We start from the raw sequence: 16,838 nt of genomic DNA, 5'->3' as shown, positions 1-16,838 counted from the left end.
CTCCTCCGATTGTCATCCCCTCTACTGCCAAATCCCCATATAAGCACAAATCTTTGTTAAATAACCGTTTATTATCCCGGGAAATATATAAAAACCGGTTTAAAGCCGTTTATTAGCGTAGACTTTTCAATTTTTTTCCCGGATTCTCTACAACTTACTGTACGCCCGGCAACAACAATGCTTATTTTTTTATGCCTAAAGTAACTTTCAACAACAAGAATGCATTATTCTTTCCGGCGCTCAAATCCGCTGTAGAGGACTATTTCAAATCAAACAACATTCAAAAAACAGGTAACTGGAAATTATATATTAAAACCGCCGTCCTTATTCCGGTAGCGGTAGCCTTGTATGTTTCGGTATTATTTATATCGATGCCGGCCATCCTCTCGGTAACTTTATGCGCTTTACTGGGGTTTGTACTGGCAAGTATCGGGTTCAACGTAATGCATGACGCATGTCATGGCAGCTATTCCACCAACAGCAAAGTGAACGACACCCTCGGCCTTACCCTTAACGCATTGGGTGGCAACGCTTTCATCTGGAAACAGAAGCACAATATCATTCACCACACCTACACAAACGTAGACGGCCTGGACGACGATATCGGCAAAAGCCCGCTCATGCGGCAGTGCAGCACCCAGAAATGGGTGCCCATGCACCGGATTCAGCATATTTATGTAATACTGATATACGCTATCTCCTCTTTCGCCTGGGTGTTTATTATGGATTTTGTGAAATACCTGAGCCGGAAAGTATATACCACTCCGCTGCAGCCCATGAAATTAACCGATCATATGGTGTTCTGGGGCAGCAAAGTATTATACCTGGCGTTTTATATCGCACTTCCCATTGCATTGGTAGGCTGGCAGGCGTGGGCCATCGGCTTTGCAGTAATGCACGTGGTAATGGGCTTTACCCTGGCCATTGTATTCCAGCTGGCGCACGTAGTGGAAGAAACCGAATTTGAAGTAGTTGGTGAAGATGCCAAAGTCATCGAAAACGAATGGGCTATCCACCAGATCAAAACCACCGCTAACTTTGCACCCGGACATAAAATCATCTCCTGGTTCGTAGGGGGCCTCAATTACCAGGTAGAACATCACCTGTTCCCGAGGATCAGCCATGTGCATTACCCGGCCCTCAGCAAAATAGTGGCCGCGAAATGTGCAGAACACAATCTTACTTACAATTCCATCCCTACCATGCAGGGAGCAGTAATATCTCATTTCCGTTTCATGAAAGCACTCGGTGCTAAACCGTAGTGTTGGGTGACCGCCTTCGGCGGTTGTAAATTGTCTTGGAACAGGATTACGCTGATTATACTGATTTCATAGATTTGATCACTTCTGATTTTAATAGATTAAGGGAGATATAAGTGGATACATGTTCGCTTATATCTCCCTTAATCATTATAAAAATCCCCAAAAATAAAATCAAAAGAATCAGTATAATCAGTGTAATCCTGTTCCAAGACAATTTACAATCGCCGAAGGCGATTCTATTCTCTTCCTTTTTCGTACTTTTACACCCTTCAGAAATACTACATCTTTTCTACATATAAAATATAAACAGCAGTCGTGATGAAGGCAAATTATTTAGACGAGCTTAACGAACAACAGCGGGAAGCAGTAATACATATCAACGGCCCTTTGATGATTGTAGCAGGCGCCGGTTCGGGAAAAACGAAGGTGCTTACCACCCGTATCGCACACCTGATGCGGAATGGCGTGGATGCGTTTAATATTTTATCCCTCACCTTTACCAACAAGGCTGCCCGTGAAATGAAGGAACGTGTGGAAAAGATTCTCGGTGGCAGCGAAGCCCGTAATCTTTACATCGGTACCTTCCACTCCGTATTTGCCCGTCTCCTGCGCGCAGAAGCGCACCGCCTCGGCTATCCCAACGATTTTACCATCTACGATACCGACGACGCCAAAAGTGTTATCAAAACCATTATCAACGAGCTGAATCTCGATGATAAACACTATAAACCCAACTTCGTTTACAACCGCATCTCCGCTGCCAAAAACAGCCTCATGGGACCGGAAGAATACCAGTTGGATAACCTGGTGCAACAGGAAGATATGCGCGCCAACAGGCCACTGATTGGCAAAATCTACGACATGTACGCCAAACGCACGTTCAAAAACGGCGCAATGGACTTCGATGACCTGTTGTTTAAAATGTATATCCTCCTCAAAACATTCCCGGAAGTGCTGCATAAATACCAGCACAAGTTCAAATACATTATGATCGATGAGTACCAGGATACCAACCCCGCCCAGTACGAAATCATCAAATTACTCGGTGCTGTCAATGAAAATATTTGCGTAGTGGGAGATGATGCCCAGAGTATCTATTCCTTCCGCGGCGCGACCATCGAAAATATCCTCCAGTTTGAAAAAGATTATGATGATGTGAAAGTGGTAAAACTGGAACAAAATTACCGTAGTACCAAGTCCATCCTGAATGTAGCCAATGAAGTAATTGCACACAACAAAGGACAGATAGAAAAGAACCTCTGGACAGATAACACCGAAGGCGATACCATTAAACTGGTGCGCACCATGACCGACAACGAAGAAGGTAAATTCGTAGCCGACACTATTTCGGAACAGAAGCTGCGGAATCATTACGACAACCGCGATTTCGTGATCCTGTACCGTACCAACGCCCAAAGCCGCTCCTTTGAAGAAAGCCTGCGCCGTAAAGCCATTCCCTACCGCATCTTCGGGGGGCTGTCGTTCTACCAGCGCAAGGAAATCAAAGACTACGTAGCTTACCTGCGCATCACCATGAACACCCGCGATGAAGAAAGCCTGAAAAGGATCATCAACTACCCCGTTCGCGGTATCGGTAAAACCACCATCGAAAAAACAATTGTGCTCAGTAATGAACACAATATCACCATGTGGGAAGTACTGGAAAGAGCCAGGGAGTTTGGTTTCAAAGGCGGTACCGTGGAAGCCATCGAAGCGTTTGTGATCATGATCAAAAGCTTCCAGGCAATGCTCACCTCGCACAACGCCTATGATGTGGCTGTTGCGGTGGGCAAGTCTACCAACATTGTAAAAGAACTGTTTAACGATAAAACTACGGAGGGGCTTGCCCGTTATGAAAACGTGCAGGAACTCCTGAACTCCATCAAAGAGTTTACAGAAACCCCCGACGAAGAAGGAGAACTGCTCGATAAAAGCATGGGCTCCTATCTCCAGCAAATCACCCTGCTCACCGATGCTGATCAGGGCAATGATGAAAACAGCGATGTGGTGAAATTGATGACTATCCACGCCGCAAAAGGCCTGGAGTTCCCGGTGGTATTCACTGTAGGACTGGAAGAAACATTGTTCCCCAGCGGTATGTCTATCAACACCCGGGAAGAGCTGGAAGAAGAAAGAAGACTGTTTTATGTAGCCATTACCCGTGCAAAAGCGCGCTTATGGCTCACCTACGCCAATAGCCGTTACCGCTTTGGTAACCTGGTACAGAATGAACCGAGCCGTTTCCTGGAAGAAATGCCGGAGAAATTCATCGACCGCAGCTATGCCGGCGGAGGCAGCGTGCGCAACGCCTTTGGCGGAGGCAGCACCTCCGGATGGAGCAACAGTAATAATATGTTTGACCGGAAAAAGGCGCCGTCGCAGCCTTCCCAGCCGGTAACGCAGAAGCCTGCTGCCAAACCAACCTTTTCTCCTGCCACTACCCATGTGCCTTCTGCTGACTTTGCCCCGGACGATCCGGCTGGCATGGAGCCCGGCATGCAGGTAGAGCATCAGAAATTTGGATTCGGTATCATCGCGGCAATGGAAGGAGCGCCTAACAACAGGATCGCTACCATCAATTTCCCTAAAGGCGGCGGTGAAAAGAAAATTATGCTGAACTACGCCAAGCTGAGAATAGTAAGATAAGTGACATGAAAACCGCGATGTTAAAACTCCGGCAGTTTTGCGCCTACCAGGAACGGAGCCACCAGGAAACAAAATATAAATGCCTGGAGCTTGGCCTGAGGGGAGAGGAAGTAGACGAAGCCATTTCTGAGCTCATCGCTGAAAATTTCCTCAACGAGGAAAGGTTTGCCAAAGCCTACGCCGGCGGTAAATTCCGGATCAAGCAATGGGGACGCAAAAAGATTATGATGGAGCTGAAGCAGAAACAGGTGTCTGCTTACTGCATCAAAAAAGGAATGGAAGAAATTGATGAAGATGATTATATAGCGGTACTTCATAAGCTGGCAGAGAAAAAATACCTGTCGCTGAAAGGAGAAACAGGTATGAAACGGAAGTACAAGACCATGCAATACCTCCTGCAAAGAGGCTTTGAATCTGAACTCATCAACGAAGCACTTGAACAAATCGCAAAGAATGAGGCTTAAGCGGGCAATAATTTGAAAAGTTTCTAACCCGTCAGGCCGTAATTTTGTGACCACAATAACCGATAATGTCAGATCTGAAAGTAACACTCATACAAACCCAATTGCACTGGGAAGATAAGGAAGCCAACCTCCGTATGTTTGATGAGAAAATCAACAGCATCAAGGAAAGGACTGAAGTGGTATTTTTACCCGAAATGTTCAGTACCGGCTTCAGTATGCAGTCAGCGCTCCTGGCTGAAACAATGGATGGAACCGCAGTGCAGTGGATGAAGAAGAAGGCGGCGGAGAAGAATATCATCATCACCGGCAGCCTGATCATTGAGGAAAACGGCGAATACCTGAACCGCCTGATCTGGATGTTGCCCAATGGCACCTATGGCACTTATGATAAGCGTCACCTGTTTGGTTATGCAGGAGAACACGAGCACTACACACCCGGTAATAAACGCCTCATTGCACAGGTAAAGGGCTGGAAAATCAATCTGAACATCTGTTACGATATGCGTTTCCCGGTATGGGCGCGCAATACCATCCAGCCGGATACCAACGAAGCCGCGTACGACCTGCTCGTGTATGTAGCCAACTGGCCGGAAAGACGTAAAACCGCCTGGACCACGCTGCTACAGGCCCGTGCTATTGAAAACCAGGCATTTGCCATCGGTGTAAACCGGGTAGGCAACGATGGTAACAATATTTATCACAGCGGGGAAACCAGTCTTATTGATCCGATGGGAGAAATCATCTACCGCAAATCGCACGATGAAGATGTATTTACGTATACCCTTCAACGTGAGCGGCTGGAAGAAGTGAGAAAGAATATTCCTTTCCTGAAGGATGCCGACGCATTTACAATTCTCCCAAAGGGATAACTAACTAAACAAATTCTGATATGTTGTTACAGGCAGTCCATCACATCGCGGTTATTTGTGCAGATTACTCCCGGAGTAAAGCATTTTATACCGATGTGCTGGGCCTGCAGGTAATACGTGAAGTATACCGGGAAGAACGGGACTCCTGGAAACTGGACCTGGCACTGGGCAACCAGTACATTATTGAGCTGTTTTCTTTCCCGGACCCGCCACCACGGCCAAGTCACCCGGAGGCCTGCGGGCTTCGCCACCTGGCTTTTGCGGTGGCTGATATCGAAGCTGCCGTTGCGCAGCTACAGCAAAAAGGGGTGAGTACCGAACCCCTGCGCATTGATCCCCATACCCAACAACGATTTACCTTTTTTGCAGACCCCGACGGGCTGCCTTTAGAGTTATACGAAGTCATTTAACACCCGTAAAATTTTATTGCTATGTCTGTTGCCTACATCAATGCCCGGATCTTTACCGGGGAAGAGATATTGGATGATCATGCAGTGATTACACAAGGAGGGAAAATTACCAGTATTGTTCCTGTCTCCGAATGGAAAAAAACCGGTAGTGAAACAGACCTGAAAGGAGGCCTGCTGGCCCCTGCTTTTATAGATCTGCAGATCTATGGCGGCAACAGCCACGTGTTTTCCATGTATCCTTCAGTTACTTCGCTGGCGGCTACCGTGGCGTACAGCAAAGGCGGCGGCGCGGCGTGGATCATGCCCACCGTGGCTACCATCAGCCCCGAAATTATGCTGGAAGCCATGAATGCAGTAAAGGCTTATTGGGAGCAGGGCGGACAAGGCGTGCTGGGACTGCACCTGGAAGGACCTTTTATCAACCCTAAGAAAAAAGGCGCACACCTCGAGCAATATATTCATGCCCCTACCCAGGAGGATATTAACTGGATCCTGGAAAACGGCCGCGATGTGGTGAAGATCATGACCCTGGCGCCGGAATGCTGTGATCCCGAACTGGTAAGACAGCTGGAAGCAGCCGGTATCGTGATATTTGCAGGTCATAGTAACGCCACTTACGCGCAGGCCTATACGTCGTTCGACAGTGGTATTCACCATGCCACGCATCTTTTTAATGCCATGTCACCGCTGGAAAGCCGCGCTCCCGGCCTGGTAGGAGCCATTTATGATCACCCGCGGGTATCCGCCAGCATTGTGGCGGATGGCGTACATGTGGACTTTGCCTCCATCAGGATCAGCAAAAAGATCATGAAAGATCGTTTGTTCCTGATCACAGACGCGGTAGAGGAGAATAAAGAAGGCGGGTATGTATATATTAAGGAGACAGACCGCTATGTAAGCGCCTCGGGTGTTTTGTCCGGCTCACGGCTCACAATGACTAAAGCCGTCCGCAACTGTGTGGAGCAGGTAGGCATTCCGCTGGAGGAAGCTTTACGCATGGCATCCCTGTATCCGGCCCGTGTAATTGGCCGTGAGCAGGCATTAGGCCGTATTGCAGTAGGCTACGACGCGGCATTGGTTGCCATCGACTCTAACTGGGAAACTACAGTATACTGTTAATAGCCCTATCTTCGCAGGATTAATAATACTGTATATCCGCATGAGTGCACTAACTCGCTTCCTGAAAAAAGACCGGTATAAAAATCTGTTCCTGCTCTCCTGGCTGGTACTGGGCCTGCTACAGGCATGCTTCTCTGAACTATGGGATGATGAAGCCTATTATTGGGTGTATTCACGTCATATGGATTGGGGCTACTTTGATCATCCGCCTATGATTGCGCTGTTGATCAAAATAGGATACGGGATCTTTCATAATGAACTGGGAGTAAGGCTGCTCATCGTGGTGGTAAATACACTCACCCTGTGGATTACCGCTAAACTGATTGCTTCAAAAGACAATAAACTCTTTTACCTGCTCATAGGATCTATGGGCGCCATGCAGATTGGTGGTATACTGGCAGTGCCGGATGTTCCCCTGATCTTTTTTGCAGCCGTATTTTTCTGGGTCTACCGGAATTTCGTGAACGAGCAAACCTGGAGAAACACCCTGCTGCTGGGCATTTCAATGGCATTGATGTTTTATAGTAAATACCACGGCATTCTGTTGGTATTTTTCACCGTATTATCCAACGTGAACCTGTTAAAGGTATTTAAGTTTTATGTGGCCTGCATACTCACTACAGTGCTGTTTCTGCCGCATATTTACTGGCAATATACCCACGGCTTCCCTTCGCTGCAATATCACCTGGTAGACAGGAACGCATCTTCCTATAGCATTAATTACTCGCTCGATTATCTCGGAGGGCAACTATTATTATTCGGTCCTTTGCTGGGCTGGCTCATACTGTATTATGCGTTCCGCAGCCCGATCACCAACTCCTTTGAACGCGCCCTGAAATTTTGCGTGATAGGGGTGTTGTCCTTTTTCCTGCTCAGTACTTTCAAAGGCAGGGTAGAGGCCAACTGGACGGTGATGCTCTTTACACCGGTGGTAATACTGGCGCACCAGGCCATTGTAAGGAAAGGGTGGTCGCAGAAATGGCTGCTGTATACATTGCCGGTTACTTTGCTGCTGGTATTGGTGGTGCGGGTATACATGGTGTGGGATTTTATGCCGGGAGTGGAAATAAGACCTGAAATTCATCATAACAAAGAATGGACTTCACAGGTAGCCGCCCGTGCCCAGGGCAAGCCAGTGGTTTTTGTGAACAGCTATCAGCGGCCCTCGAAGTACATGTTTTATACCGGGCAACTTTCCTATAGCCTCAACAGCCGCTATTCCCGCAGGAGCCAGTATAATTTCTGGGATACCGAAACGCAGCTCTGGGGCAAGCCTGTAATGGTGGTATCTGATCCGGGTTCAGGAATACCTATCACGGATAGCCTGAAAACGGTTCATGGCACATGGGATTATTACATTCAATCCGATTATTACTCTTACTCACTGATACAGCTGAAACCCGCGCTGAAAAGCATCCGGGCAAAACGTGGCGAACATGTAAATGTGATCCTGCAACCTACCAACGGTTACCACCAGCCTATCCGGCTGGACAGGTCCAATGAACCGGTGCTTGGCTACGGATTTATGGCGAAAGATGAAGCGCTGCCACCGGTGAAATCCTCCATGACCCTGGAAAGGGCCGTGCTAAGGCGTCTCATCAACCTGGAAGTGGTAATGCCCGACAAGCCAGGTAATTACCAGCTGAAATTCTCGGTGTTTGCAGGCGATTTGCCACCCACGCACAACAGCCCGGTGATACCGGTGATTGTAGAAAAATAAAAGAGAAAGGCGCATCACCGATGCGCCTTTCTCTTTTGTATGATGCCGTGCTTTACTGCTGAAACGCATTCCAGCCCTGCGCCACCAGTTTATACTTGTTGCCGCCTTTGGTAAGGATATGTGCTCCTTCGGTAATATCGGTCATGTAGCCGATCACGCTGATCTGCTCATTGAGTACAATTTTGTCGTAGTCGGCCTGCTTCATGGTAAACAACAGCTCATAGTCTTCGCCGCCACTCAGCGCACAGGCAGTAGGGTCCAGGCCAAATTTCATGGCTATTTCCTTGCTTTCCTGGGCAATGGGGATCTTTTCTTCGTACAGCACAACACCCAGGTTACTCTGTTTGGCGATATGCAGTATTTCGGAGCTGAGGCCATCGCTTACATCCATCATGGAAGTAGGTTTAATATCTTCCTGTTGCAGGAATTCGATGATATCCTTACGGGCTTCCGGTTTCAGCTGGCGGCCTATGATATAGGTCTGGTCTTCCAGGTCGGGCTTTACTTCCGGGCTTTCCAGGTAAATCTTTTTCTCTCTTTCCAGGAGGGTGAGGCCGAGGTAGGCCGCGCCCAGGTCGCCGGTAACGCAGAGCAGGTCGCCCTTTTCAGCGGTGGACCGTTTTACAAACTGGTCGGGGGTTACTTCGCCGATGGCGGTAACACTGATGATAAAACCTTTCTGTGAGTTGCTGGTATCGCCGCCGATCAGGTCTACGCCATACTTTTCGCAGGCAGCGTACACGCCTTCGTAGAATTCGTTGAGCGCTTCCAGGGAGAAACGGTTAGAGAAGGCAATGCTGACCGTGATCTGCGTTGGCGTGGCATTCATCGCGTAGATGTCCGACAGGTTTACCACTACCGCTTTATACCCGAGGTGTTTCAGCGGCGTGTACATCAGGTCGAAGTGAATGCCTTCCACCAGCATATCGGTGCTGATCACCGTTTGTTTGCCGAAGTGATCAATCACAGCGGCATCGTCGCCCACACCGAGTACGGTGCTGGCGTTTTGTATTTCTATGTTCCTGGTGAGATAATCGATCAATCCGAATTCTCCCAGGTCCTGTATTTCAGTTCTTTCCTGTTCCATCTTCCCAATACTTATTTACCGTTAACAAGATCTTGTAATGCACTATGGATACGGCCATTGGTGGCCAGTATTTCTTTCTGATAGGGGGAGTAACGGTTGCCTGAAAAGTCTGTTACCTTTCCACCCGCTTCTTCTACAATGAGGTAGCCGGCGGCGGAATCCCATGCCTGGAGGTGGTGTTCATAAAATCCATCAAAGCGGCCGCAGGCCACCCAGCAAAGATCTATGGCTGCAGAACCCAGCCTGCGAACGGGAATGCCCTCTTTGATAACGCGCTCAAGTACCTGTAAGGGATTGTTGGCACTATCCTGCCATTGATAGGCAAAACCTGTTACCAGGCAGGAGGTTGACACATCGGCTTTGACAGAAACATTGATCGGCTTGCCGTTCAGCGTAGCGCCCTGTCCTTTTTCTGCCACAAACAACTCGTTCATAAAAGGGTTGTATACGGCTCCCAGTATCATTTCTCCGTCTTTTTCCACGCCTATGGATACGCAACAGAGGGGAATACCATTGGCGTAGTTAACCGTACCATCGATAGGGTCAATGATCCATTTCACGGAAGAATCCGTCTTCATCTCCCCTACTTCTTCGCTCAGGATAAAATGATCTGGATAAGTTTCCCTGATAATGTTGATGATAGCGGTTTCAGATTTTTTATCCACTTCCGTTACCAGGTCGTTAATCGTACTTTTACTGCTCACCTCGAAAGGACCGTTGAAATATTGTTGCAGTATTTTTCCGCTGGCTTCAGTAGCTTTGAGTAAAGTTGTTTTTAACATGCCGCAAAGGTAATTACGAATTACGAATTATGAATTGCGAATTATAACCTACATGTTTTGGATATTTTATATGTATAGATGACTTAATGATACTACATAATCTGTAATTCCGAATTATCAGTCAACTTATATTCAATATTCCACTTATTTTTGTAGTTCAATTAAAGAGAGGGAAAGTTAATGGCCATCATAGGTAATCTTATTTCCAGGTCACTACGCATCAGGAAGAAGTTCACATTTAAATTAGGAACACCGCGCCAATACCAGATGCAGGTGCTGCATCGGTTGCTGGAGAAGGCCAAGGATACAGAGTTTGGCCGCCACTACCAATTTCAGGAAGTATTGGATGGGGCTAATTTCATTAGTCACTACCGCGAAAATGTTCCCGTGCATAACTATACCAAAATGCACGCAGAGTGGTGGTACCGCTGCCTGGAAGGTGAAGCAAACGTGAGCTGGCCCGAGAAGATCAAATACTTTGCATTGAGTTCAGGTACTTCTGAATCTGCCAGTAAACATATACCTGTTACCAAAGCCATGCTGAAAACAGTGAAGAAGGTGGGCGTGAAGCAGCTGTATTCTATGGCCAACTTTAATATCCCGCCCCGATCTTTTGAAAAAGGCATCCTGATGCTGGGGGGTACTACTTCATTGTTTGAGAAAGGCGACTATTATGAAGGTGATATGAGCGGCATCCAGGCCAAGAATATCCCGAAATGGTTCCGCCGTTTTTATAAGCCGGGTGGTAAAATATCCCGCAAACCCAACTGGGAGCAGCGTATCAAATTAATCGTGCGCAAAGCGAAGGAGTGGGACGTAGGTACTGTTTGCGGCGTACCTGCCTGGGTACAGATTGTACTGGAAGAAATCATCAAATATCACGGGGTTAAAAATATCCATGAAATATGGCCAAATCTGGCGGTATATATTCATGGCGGCGTATCTTTTGAACCGTACCGCGACAGCTTCCAGAAGCTGCTCGGAAAGCCCATTGCGTTCATTGAAACCTATATGGCTTCTGAAGGTTCTTTTGGCTTCCAGGCGCGCCCGGGTACAAAAGGTATTAAACTGGTCCTGAATGCAGGGATCTTCTATGAGTTTATTCCTTTTAATGAAGAAAACTTTGATGCCGAAGGAGAAGTAAAACCCAATCCTAAATCTTACATGATCCATGAGGTAGTGGAAGATGTGGAGTATGCAGTGATGCTGTCTACCTGTGCAGGAGCATGGCGTTACCTGATCGGTGACGTGGTGAAATTTACTTCCGTAAAAGAACATGAAATAGTGATTGTTGGCCGTACCAAACAGTTCCTCAGCCTTTGCGGGGAGCACATGAGTATCGACAACATGAACAAAGCGATAGATAACGTTCAGAAGAAACTGGGTATAAACGTCCGTGAGTTTACGGTAGCCGGGTTCCCTTATCAGAACCTGTTTGCCCACCGCTGGTATGTAGGTACGGATACGCCAGGTGTGGATGCGGAAAAAGTACGCGAAATCATCGACCAAACCCTCGCAGAGGTAAACGATGACTATGCTGTGGAACGTTCTGCTGCGCTGAAGGAAGTATTTGTGGAGATATTACCCAATGATGCATTTATAGATTACCTCCGTTGCAAAGGCAAGGAAGGCGCCATGAATAAATTTCCCCGTGTAATGAAAGGCGAGAAACTGAAAGACTGGGAGAAATTTCTTGCGGGAAAAACCGTTAAGAGTTAAGTTGCACCTGTGACACGGAAATTATACGCATGATAGCATCAATTGTAGCGGGACTGGGACTGGGATTATTTCTTTCTTTATCAGTAGGCCCGGTAATATTCGCAATTATAAAATATAGCATCAATAACGGCTTTAAGGCAGGGATCAGTTTCGCGCTGGGCGTGTCTTTCAGCGATATCATTTTTGTGTTGACAGGTAACCTGGCCACTTCTTTTATCAGCGGCCTGGAAGAATATAAAAGATCGATAGGTATTGTGGGAGGTTGTTTGCTGATAGGCATGGGTGTATACGGACTGTTGTTTAAAAAGGTAAAGATCAGTACGGGAGATGAAAAACCGGAAATGTTCCGCACCCACGACTACCTCAAGATATGGCTCGCCGGGTTTTTAATGAACACCCTGAATCCCGGTGTTATCATCTTCTGGTTAGGAGTTTGTGTGGCCAATAGTGCTACCACAGCCGGGCACCGGATCATCATGTACGCAGTTTGCCTAAGCCTGGTGTTGTCGGCAGATATCCTGAAGGTATTTGTATCTGATAAAATCCGTCATAAATTAACGCTTGCCAATGTAGAATGGCTGAACCGTATTGCCGGGGCCAGCATGATCATTTTTGGCGTGGTGTTGCTTTATAAAGTACTGTTCGACGTAGGCGCTATGGGACACTAAAAATACTGACATACAAAAAAGCCTTCCGTGTATCACGGAAGGCTTTTTCTTTTATTGGAGGTGTTTATTATCCTTTGATAGTCCAGGTTTCGCTGCCTGCCAGTAATTTATCCAGGTCGCCGGGGCCTTTTTTAGCCAGCGCTTCTGTTAACTGGAAGCCCATGATATCTTCATAAGTAGGACGGAAAGCCTCGTAGAAGATACCGAACGGACGGGGTAAATGTCCCTCAATACGCACATCATCAAACATACGGGTGAGCAGTTGTGCTTTGTAGAAATCATTTTCATCATGGATCCACAGGTCGCTTTCCGTATACTCACTGCCCAGTTCCACTGCCACTGGCCTTAAACCATCGAGGCGGATACCTTTGTTTTTGGTAGCGCCAAATACCAGTGGTTTGCCGTGTTCCACAAAAATGGTTTCATCGGCTTTGCTGCTTTTTTCTGTGAAGGCTTCAAAAGCGCCGTCATTGAAGATATTACAGTTCTGGTATATTTCCAGGAAGGAAGCGCCCTTATGTGCATGGCTGCGTTTCAGCATTTCCTGCAGGTGTTTGGGGTCGCGGTCCATACTGCGGGCAATAAAAGTAGCATCTGCTCCCAGGGCCAGGGCCATTGGGTTAAACGGATGGTCAATACTACCCATCGGGGTAGATTTGGTTACTTTATTTTCTTCTGAAGTAGGAGAGTATTGTCCTTTTGTTAAACCGTAGATCTGGTTGTTGAACAACATGATGTTCACATCAAAGTTACGGCGCAGCAGGTGAATGGTATGGTTACCGCCAATGGATAAGCCATCACCATCGCCTGTTACAATCCACACGCTCAGTTCGGGGCGGGCTGCTTTCAAACCGGAAGCAATCGCCGTGGCACGGCCGTGGATAGAGTGCATACCATAGGTATTCATATAGTATGGAAAGCGCGAAGAACAACCGATACCGGAAACGATCACAATGTTTTCGCGGGGTACGCCCAGCGTAGGCATAATAGTTTGTACCTGCTTAAGTATAGAGTAGTCGCCGCAGCCAGGGCACCAGCGTACTTCCTGGTCCGTTGCAAAGTCTTTCGACGTAAGTGGCGCCTGCGGGGCTATAGTTGCTGTTGACATTAGTATGAGTTAAAATAATATATTATAGAGTCCGTAAAGTTACGATAGATAGCTGTAATTATCAGCTCACTGTGCCTGTAATTCTTCCCAAAATTCTGCCGCCCGGCGGGTATGCGGAATCACTATGGTGCCGCCTACAATGTTGGCTACTGCAAAGATTTCATACATTTCTTCGGTGGTAACACCCTGCTCAAACGACTTCTCCAGGTGATATTTGATACAATCGTCACAACGGAGTACCATAGAAGCTACCAATCCCAGCATCTCTTTCGTTTTGGTGCTCAGCGCTCCTTCTGCATAGGTGTTGGTATCCAGGTTGAAAAGCCTGTTAATCACTTTGTTCTGCTTTCCAAGTATTACCTCGTTCATCTTAGCCCGGTAGTCGTTAAACTCCTGAATCGCATTGGCCATATAACTGCTGTTTATGTGTTATGTTTATCGTTTCACCCAATAAAGCTATGAAAGGATTTACAAATATAGATTAATCTACTGGTTAAGTAGACTATTTGGCCTATAACCTATATTTATGGATCATAACCAAAAGTTATTGCGCTAAAAGCATTCGTCAAATTAGTCTATTGATATAATAGACTATTTGTATATTGAGTGGATAAACCCTCTTTTTCAACAAGATCTGGATCGAAATTATGACAACAACCAACTTCTCCCTGCTCATGGCGCTGCTACTGTGCACAGGCGGGGCAGCACGGGCGCAGGACAAAAAGCTCACCGGGTATACCGGCAATGTCGCCACCCAACAGCTGGAACTGGAAAACCGCTTCGATAAACAGTTAAGCAGCAGCCACATAGGCGAAACCATCAAAGCATTATCTTCCCAACCACATCACATTGGCTCCGCCCGCGGCAAAGCCGTAGCGGAAGATATCCTGCAACGCTTCAAAAGCTACGGCTGGGACGCGGAAATTGTAACCTACCAGGTACTTTTCCCCACCCCGAAAGAGCGCCTGGTAGAACTTAAAGGACCTGTCGCCTACAAAGCCCTGCTGAAAGAACCCGCCCTGAAAGAAGATGCCACCTCCGGCCAGGAAGGCCAATTGCCTACCTATAACGCCTGGAGCGCCGATGGCGACGTGGAAGGGGAACTGGTATACGTGAATTACGGCCTCCCGGAAGATTATGAATACCTCGACCGCGCAGGCATCAACGTAAAAGGCAAAATAGTAATCGCCAAATACGGCCGCTCCTGGCGCGGCAGCAAGCCAAAAGTAGCGCAGGAACACGGCGCCGCCGGTTGCATCATCTACTCTGACCCGAAAGACGATGGCTACTACAGCGGTGACGTATACCCCAAAGGAGCGTTCAAAAATGAATACGGCGTGCAACGTGGCTCCGTAATGGATATCGTGATCTATCCCGGCGACCCGCTCACCCCCAACACCGGCGCTACCGCCAACGCGCAACGGCTCGATCGCCTGCAGGCGCCCAATCTCCTGAAAATACCGGTGCTGCCCATCAGCTACCACGATGCCACGCCACTGCTGCAGGCACTGGAAGGTCCCGTGGCACCGGACGAATGGAAAGGCGCCCTGCCATTTACCTATCATATCGGCGGCGGTAAAGCCAGGGTACACCTGAAGCTGTCATTCGACTGGCAGATACGCCCCTGCTATAATGTAATCGCCAAACTGAAAGGCAGCGAACAACCCGATCAATGGGTGATCCGCGGTAATCACCACGATGCCTGGGTAAATGGCGCCGCCGATCCTATCAGCGGACTGGCCGCTCTCCTGGAAGAAGCCAAAGCCATCGGCGCGCTTCATAAGCAAGGCTACCAGCCAAAACGTACACTGGTTTACTGCGCCTGGGACGGAGAAGAACCCGGCCTGCTGGGTTCTACCGAATGGGTGGAAGACCATGCCGCCGAACTGAAGGAAAAAGCAGTGGTATACATCAACTCTGATAACAATGGCCGTGGTTTCCTCAATGCCAGTGGCTCTCATGCCCTGGAAACCCTCGTGAATGAAGTGGCGCGTGATATTACTGATCCGCAAACACAGGTCAGCATCCTTGCCCGCAAACAGGCGTCAGAGGTGTTAAAGGCTGCTACTCCTAAACTGAAAAAGGAAAAGCTGGCGAAGCAAGGCATCGCAATCGGCGCTATGGGCTCGGGTTCTGACTATTCTTCTTTTCTCCAGCACCTGGGCGTACCTTCTCTTGATTTTGGTTTTGGGGGAGAAGATGCAGGCGGCGAATACCACTCCATCTACGATTCCTACGACGACTATACCCGGTTTAAAGATCCCGGCTTTAATTACGGCGTGGCACTTTCACAAACTGCAGGTCATACGGCTTTACGTGTAGCCAACACCGTTAACCTGCCATTCGATTACCGCAAGCTCTATGAAACCGTAAACGGTTATGTGAATGAGTTAACGGAACTCACCAGCAGCCTGCGCGAGTCCACCACTATCGAAAATCAGCTGATCCGTGACCGCAAATACCAGCTCACTACGGATACAGCCAAACATTTGTCGCCTCCACTTCTCAAATCAGAAGTGCCATATCTCGATTTTTCTCCTTTGCAGAATGCCCTCACCGGTTTAGACACCGTTACCGCATCGCTTGCTGCGAAGAAGCAACTCTCCGCTGCTGCCAACAAAGCGCTGTACCAGGGCGAGCAACAACTGCTTAACGATGCCGGTCTGCCTGCGCGCAGCTGGTATAAGCATACCTTGTATGCTCCCGGATTTTATACCGGCTATGGCGTTAAAACCATTCCTGGCGTAAGAGAAGCCATTGAGCAACGCCGCTGGAAGGAAGCACAGGAACAGATTGGAATAGTAGCTGCGGCCATCAACCGGCTGTCTGCTTACTTAGGGAACATTCATTAACCGCCTTCGGCGGTGGTAAATTGTCTTGGAGCAGGATTACACTGATTATACTGATTACTAAGATTTGATCATATTTGATTTTAACAGATTAAGGGAGATATAAGCGAATAGATTCGCCTGTATCTCCCTTAA

General features: G+C 47.8%; 14 protein-coding genes. 10 read left to right on the top strand and 4 right to left on the bottom strand.

Annotated elements, in window-relative coordinates; genetic code table 11:
• The first annotated feature begins 191 nt into the window (after nucleotides 1-191).
• The 7 genes from PV783_RS01730 to PV783_RS01700 all read left to right on the top strand — a co-directional run bounded on the left by PV783_RS01730 (nucleotide 192) and on the right by PV783_RS01700 (nucleotide 8,490).
• Nucleotides 192-1,262 (top strand): fatty acid desaturase family protein, encoded by a 1,071-nt coding sequence (locus tag PV783_RS01730; protein ID WP_079471210.1) that lies wholly within the window; start codon nucleotides 192-194, stop codon nucleotides 1,260-1,262.
• Nucleotides 1,263-1,580: 318 nt separating this feature from the next.
• Nucleotides 1,581-3,908, top strand: a complete 2,328-nt coding sequence (locus PV783_RS01725; protein ID WP_079471209.1) for an ATP-dependent helicase — start codon at nucleotides 1,581-1,583, stop codon at nucleotides 3,906-3,908.
• Nucleotides 3,909-3,913: 5 nt separating this feature from the next.
• A complete protein-coding gene (locus PV783_RS01720; RefSeq protein WP_111577346.1) occupies nucleotides 3,914-4,372 on the top strand; it encodes a regulatory protein RecX in 459 nt (152 codons plus the stop codon).
• A 65-nt stretch (nucleotides 4,373-4,437) separates the two neighbouring features.
• The gene (locus PV783_RS01715) at nucleotides 4,438-5,241 is read left to right on the top strand and encodes an amidohydrolase (RefSeq protein WP_079471207.1); all 804 of its coding nucleotides are present in this window, start codon (nucleotides 4,438-4,440) and stop codon (nucleotides 5,239-5,241) included.
• 20 nt (nucleotides 5,242-5,261) lie between these two features.
• Nucleotides 5,262-5,651, top strand: a complete 390-nt coding sequence (locus PV783_RS01710) for a VOC family protein (RefSeq protein WP_079471206.1) — start codon at nucleotides 5,262-5,264, stop codon at nucleotides 5,649-5,651.
• A gap of 21 nt (nucleotides 5,652-5,672) precedes the next feature.
• Nucleotides 5,673-6,770, top strand: a complete 1,098-nt coding sequence (gene nagA / locus PV783_RS01705) for an N-acetylglucosamine-6-phosphate deacetylase (RefSeq protein WP_420986950.1) — start codon at nucleotides 5,673-5,675, stop codon at nucleotides 6,768-6,770.
• Between the two features lie 40 nt (nucleotides 6,771-6,810).
• A complete protein-coding gene (locus PV783_RS01700; protein ID WP_420986949.1) occupies nucleotides 6,811-8,490 on the top strand; it encodes an ArnT family glycosyltransferase in 1,680 nt (559 codons plus the stop codon).
• A 52-nt stretch (nucleotides 8,491-8,542) separates the two neighbouring features.
• Here PV783_RS01700 and thiL read toward each other — a convergent pair whose 3' ends face one another.
• Nucleotides 8,543-9,577 carry a thiamine-phosphate kinase gene (gene thiL, locus PV783_RS01695; protein WP_111577350.1) on the bottom strand — a complete coding sequence of 345 codons (1,035 nt, stop codon included), beginning with the start codon at nucleotides 9,575-9,577 and terminating at the stop codon, nucleotides 8,543-8,545.
• Nucleotides 9,578-9,588: 11 nt separating this feature from the next.
• Nucleotides 9,589-10,359, bottom strand: a complete 771-nt coding sequence (locus PV783_RS01690) for an inositol monophosphatase family protein (protein ID WP_079471202.1) — start codon at nucleotides 10,357-10,359, stop codon at nucleotides 9,589-9,591.
• Between the two features lie 180 nt (nucleotides 10,360-10,539).
• On the opposite strand from PV783_RS01690, the gene PV783_RS01685 reads away from it, so the two are divergent.
• Both PV783_RS01685 and PV783_RS01680 read left to right on the top strand, forming a co-directional pair.
• A complete protein-coding gene (locus PV783_RS01685; protein ID WP_079471201.1) occupies nucleotides 10,540-12,078 on the top strand; it encodes a GH3 family domain-containing protein in 1,539 nt (512 codons plus the stop codon).
• A gap of 29 nt (nucleotides 12,079-12,107) precedes the next feature.
• Nucleotides 12,108-12,746 carry a LysE family translocator gene (locus PV783_RS01680; RefSeq protein ID WP_079471200.1) on the top strand — a complete coding sequence of 213 codons (639 nt, stop codon included), beginning with the start codon at nucleotides 12,108-12,110 and terminating at the stop codon, nucleotides 12,744-12,746.
• A 67-nt stretch (nucleotides 12,747-12,813) separates the two neighbouring features.
• On the opposite strand, the gene PV783_RS01675 is transcribed toward PV783_RS01680, so the two are convergent.
• Nucleotides 12,814-13,854, bottom strand: coding sequence for a 2-oxoacid:ferredoxin oxidoreductase subunit beta (locus tag PV783_RS01675; protein ID WP_079471199.1), 1,041 nt, complete (start codon nucleotides 13,852-13,854; stop codon nucleotides 12,814-12,816).
• A 66-nt stretch (nucleotides 13,855-13,920) separates the two neighbouring features.
• The gene (locus PV783_RS01670; RefSeq protein ID WP_079471198.1) at nucleotides 13,921-14,265 is read right to left on the bottom strand and encodes a carboxymuconolactone decarboxylase family protein; all 345 of its coding nucleotides are present in this window, start codon (nucleotides 14,263-14,265) and stop codon (nucleotides 13,921-13,923) included.
• Nucleotides 14,266-14,501: 236 nt separating this feature from the next.
• On the opposite strand from PV783_RS01670, the gene PV783_RS01665 reads away from it, so the two are divergent.
• The gene (locus PV783_RS01665; protein WP_420986948.1) at nucleotides 14,502-16,706 is read left to right on the top strand and encodes a transferrin receptor-like dimerization domain-containing protein; all 2,205 of its coding nucleotides are present in this window, start codon (nucleotides 14,502-14,504) and stop codon (nucleotides 16,704-16,706) included.
• Nucleotides 16,707-16,838: the final 132 nt, after the last annotated feature.

The organism is Chitinophaga sp. CC14 (genome assembly GCF_048957795.1).
Lineage (GTDB): Bacteria > Bacteroidota > Bacteroidia > Chitinophagales > Chitinophagaceae > Chitinophaga > Chitinophaga ginsengisegetis.
The sequence above is the reverse complement of the archived record's forward strand: the minus strand, read 5'-3'. Positions and strand labels throughout refer to the sequence as shown.

Coding starts and splice junctions, on each gene's coding strand:
- PV783_RS01730 (WP_079471210.1), top strand. CDS start 192: ATGCCTAAAGTAACTTTCAACAACAAGAATGCATTATTCTTTCCGGCG.
- PV783_RS01725 (WP_079471209.1), top strand. CDS start 1,581: ATGAAGGCAAATTATTTAGACGAGCTTAACGAACAACAGCGGGAAGCA.
- PV783_RS01720 (WP_111577346.1), top strand. CDS start 3,914: ATGAAAACCGCGATGTTAAAACTCCGGCAGTTTTGCGCCTACCAGGAA.
- PV783_RS01715 (WP_079471207.1), top strand. CDS start 4,438: ATGTCAGATCTGAAAGTAACACTCATACAAACCCAATTGCACTGGGAA.
- PV783_RS01710 (WP_079471206.1), top strand. CDS start 5,262: ATGTTGTTACAGGCAGTCCATCACATCGCGGTTATTTGTGCAGATTAC.
- nagA (WP_420986950.1), top strand. CDS start 5,673: ATGTCTGTTGCCTACATCAATGCCCGGATCTTTACCGGGGAAGAGATA.
- PV783_RS01700 (WP_420986949.1), top strand. CDS start 6,811: ATGAGTGCACTAACTCGCTTCCTGAAAAAAGACCGGTATAAAAATCTG.
- thiL (WP_111577350.1), bottom strand. CDS start 9,577: ATGGAACAGGAAAGAACTGAAATACAGGACCTGGGAGAATTCGGATTG.
- PV783_RS01690 (WP_079471202.1), bottom strand. CDS start 10,359: ATGTTAAAAACAACTTTACTCAAAGCTACTGAAGCCAGCGGAAAAATA.
- PV783_RS01685 (WP_079471201.1), top strand. CDS start 10,540: ATGGCCATCATAGGTAATCTTATTTCCAGGTCACTACGCATCAGGAAG.
- PV783_RS01680 (WP_079471200.1), top strand. CDS start 12,108: ATGATAGCATCAATTGTAGCGGGACTGGGACTGGGATTATTTCTTTCT.
- PV783_RS01675 (WP_079471199.1), bottom strand. CDS start 13,854: ATGTCAACAGCAACTATAGCCCCGCAGGCGCCACTTACGTCGAAAGAC.
- PV783_RS01670 (WP_079471198.1), bottom strand. CDS start 14,265: ATGGCCAATGCGATTCAGGAGTTTAACGACTACCGGGCTAAGATGAAC.
- PV783_RS01665 (WP_420986948.1), top strand. CDS start 14,502: ATGACAACAACCAACTTCTCCCTGCTCATGGCGCTGCTACTGTGCACA.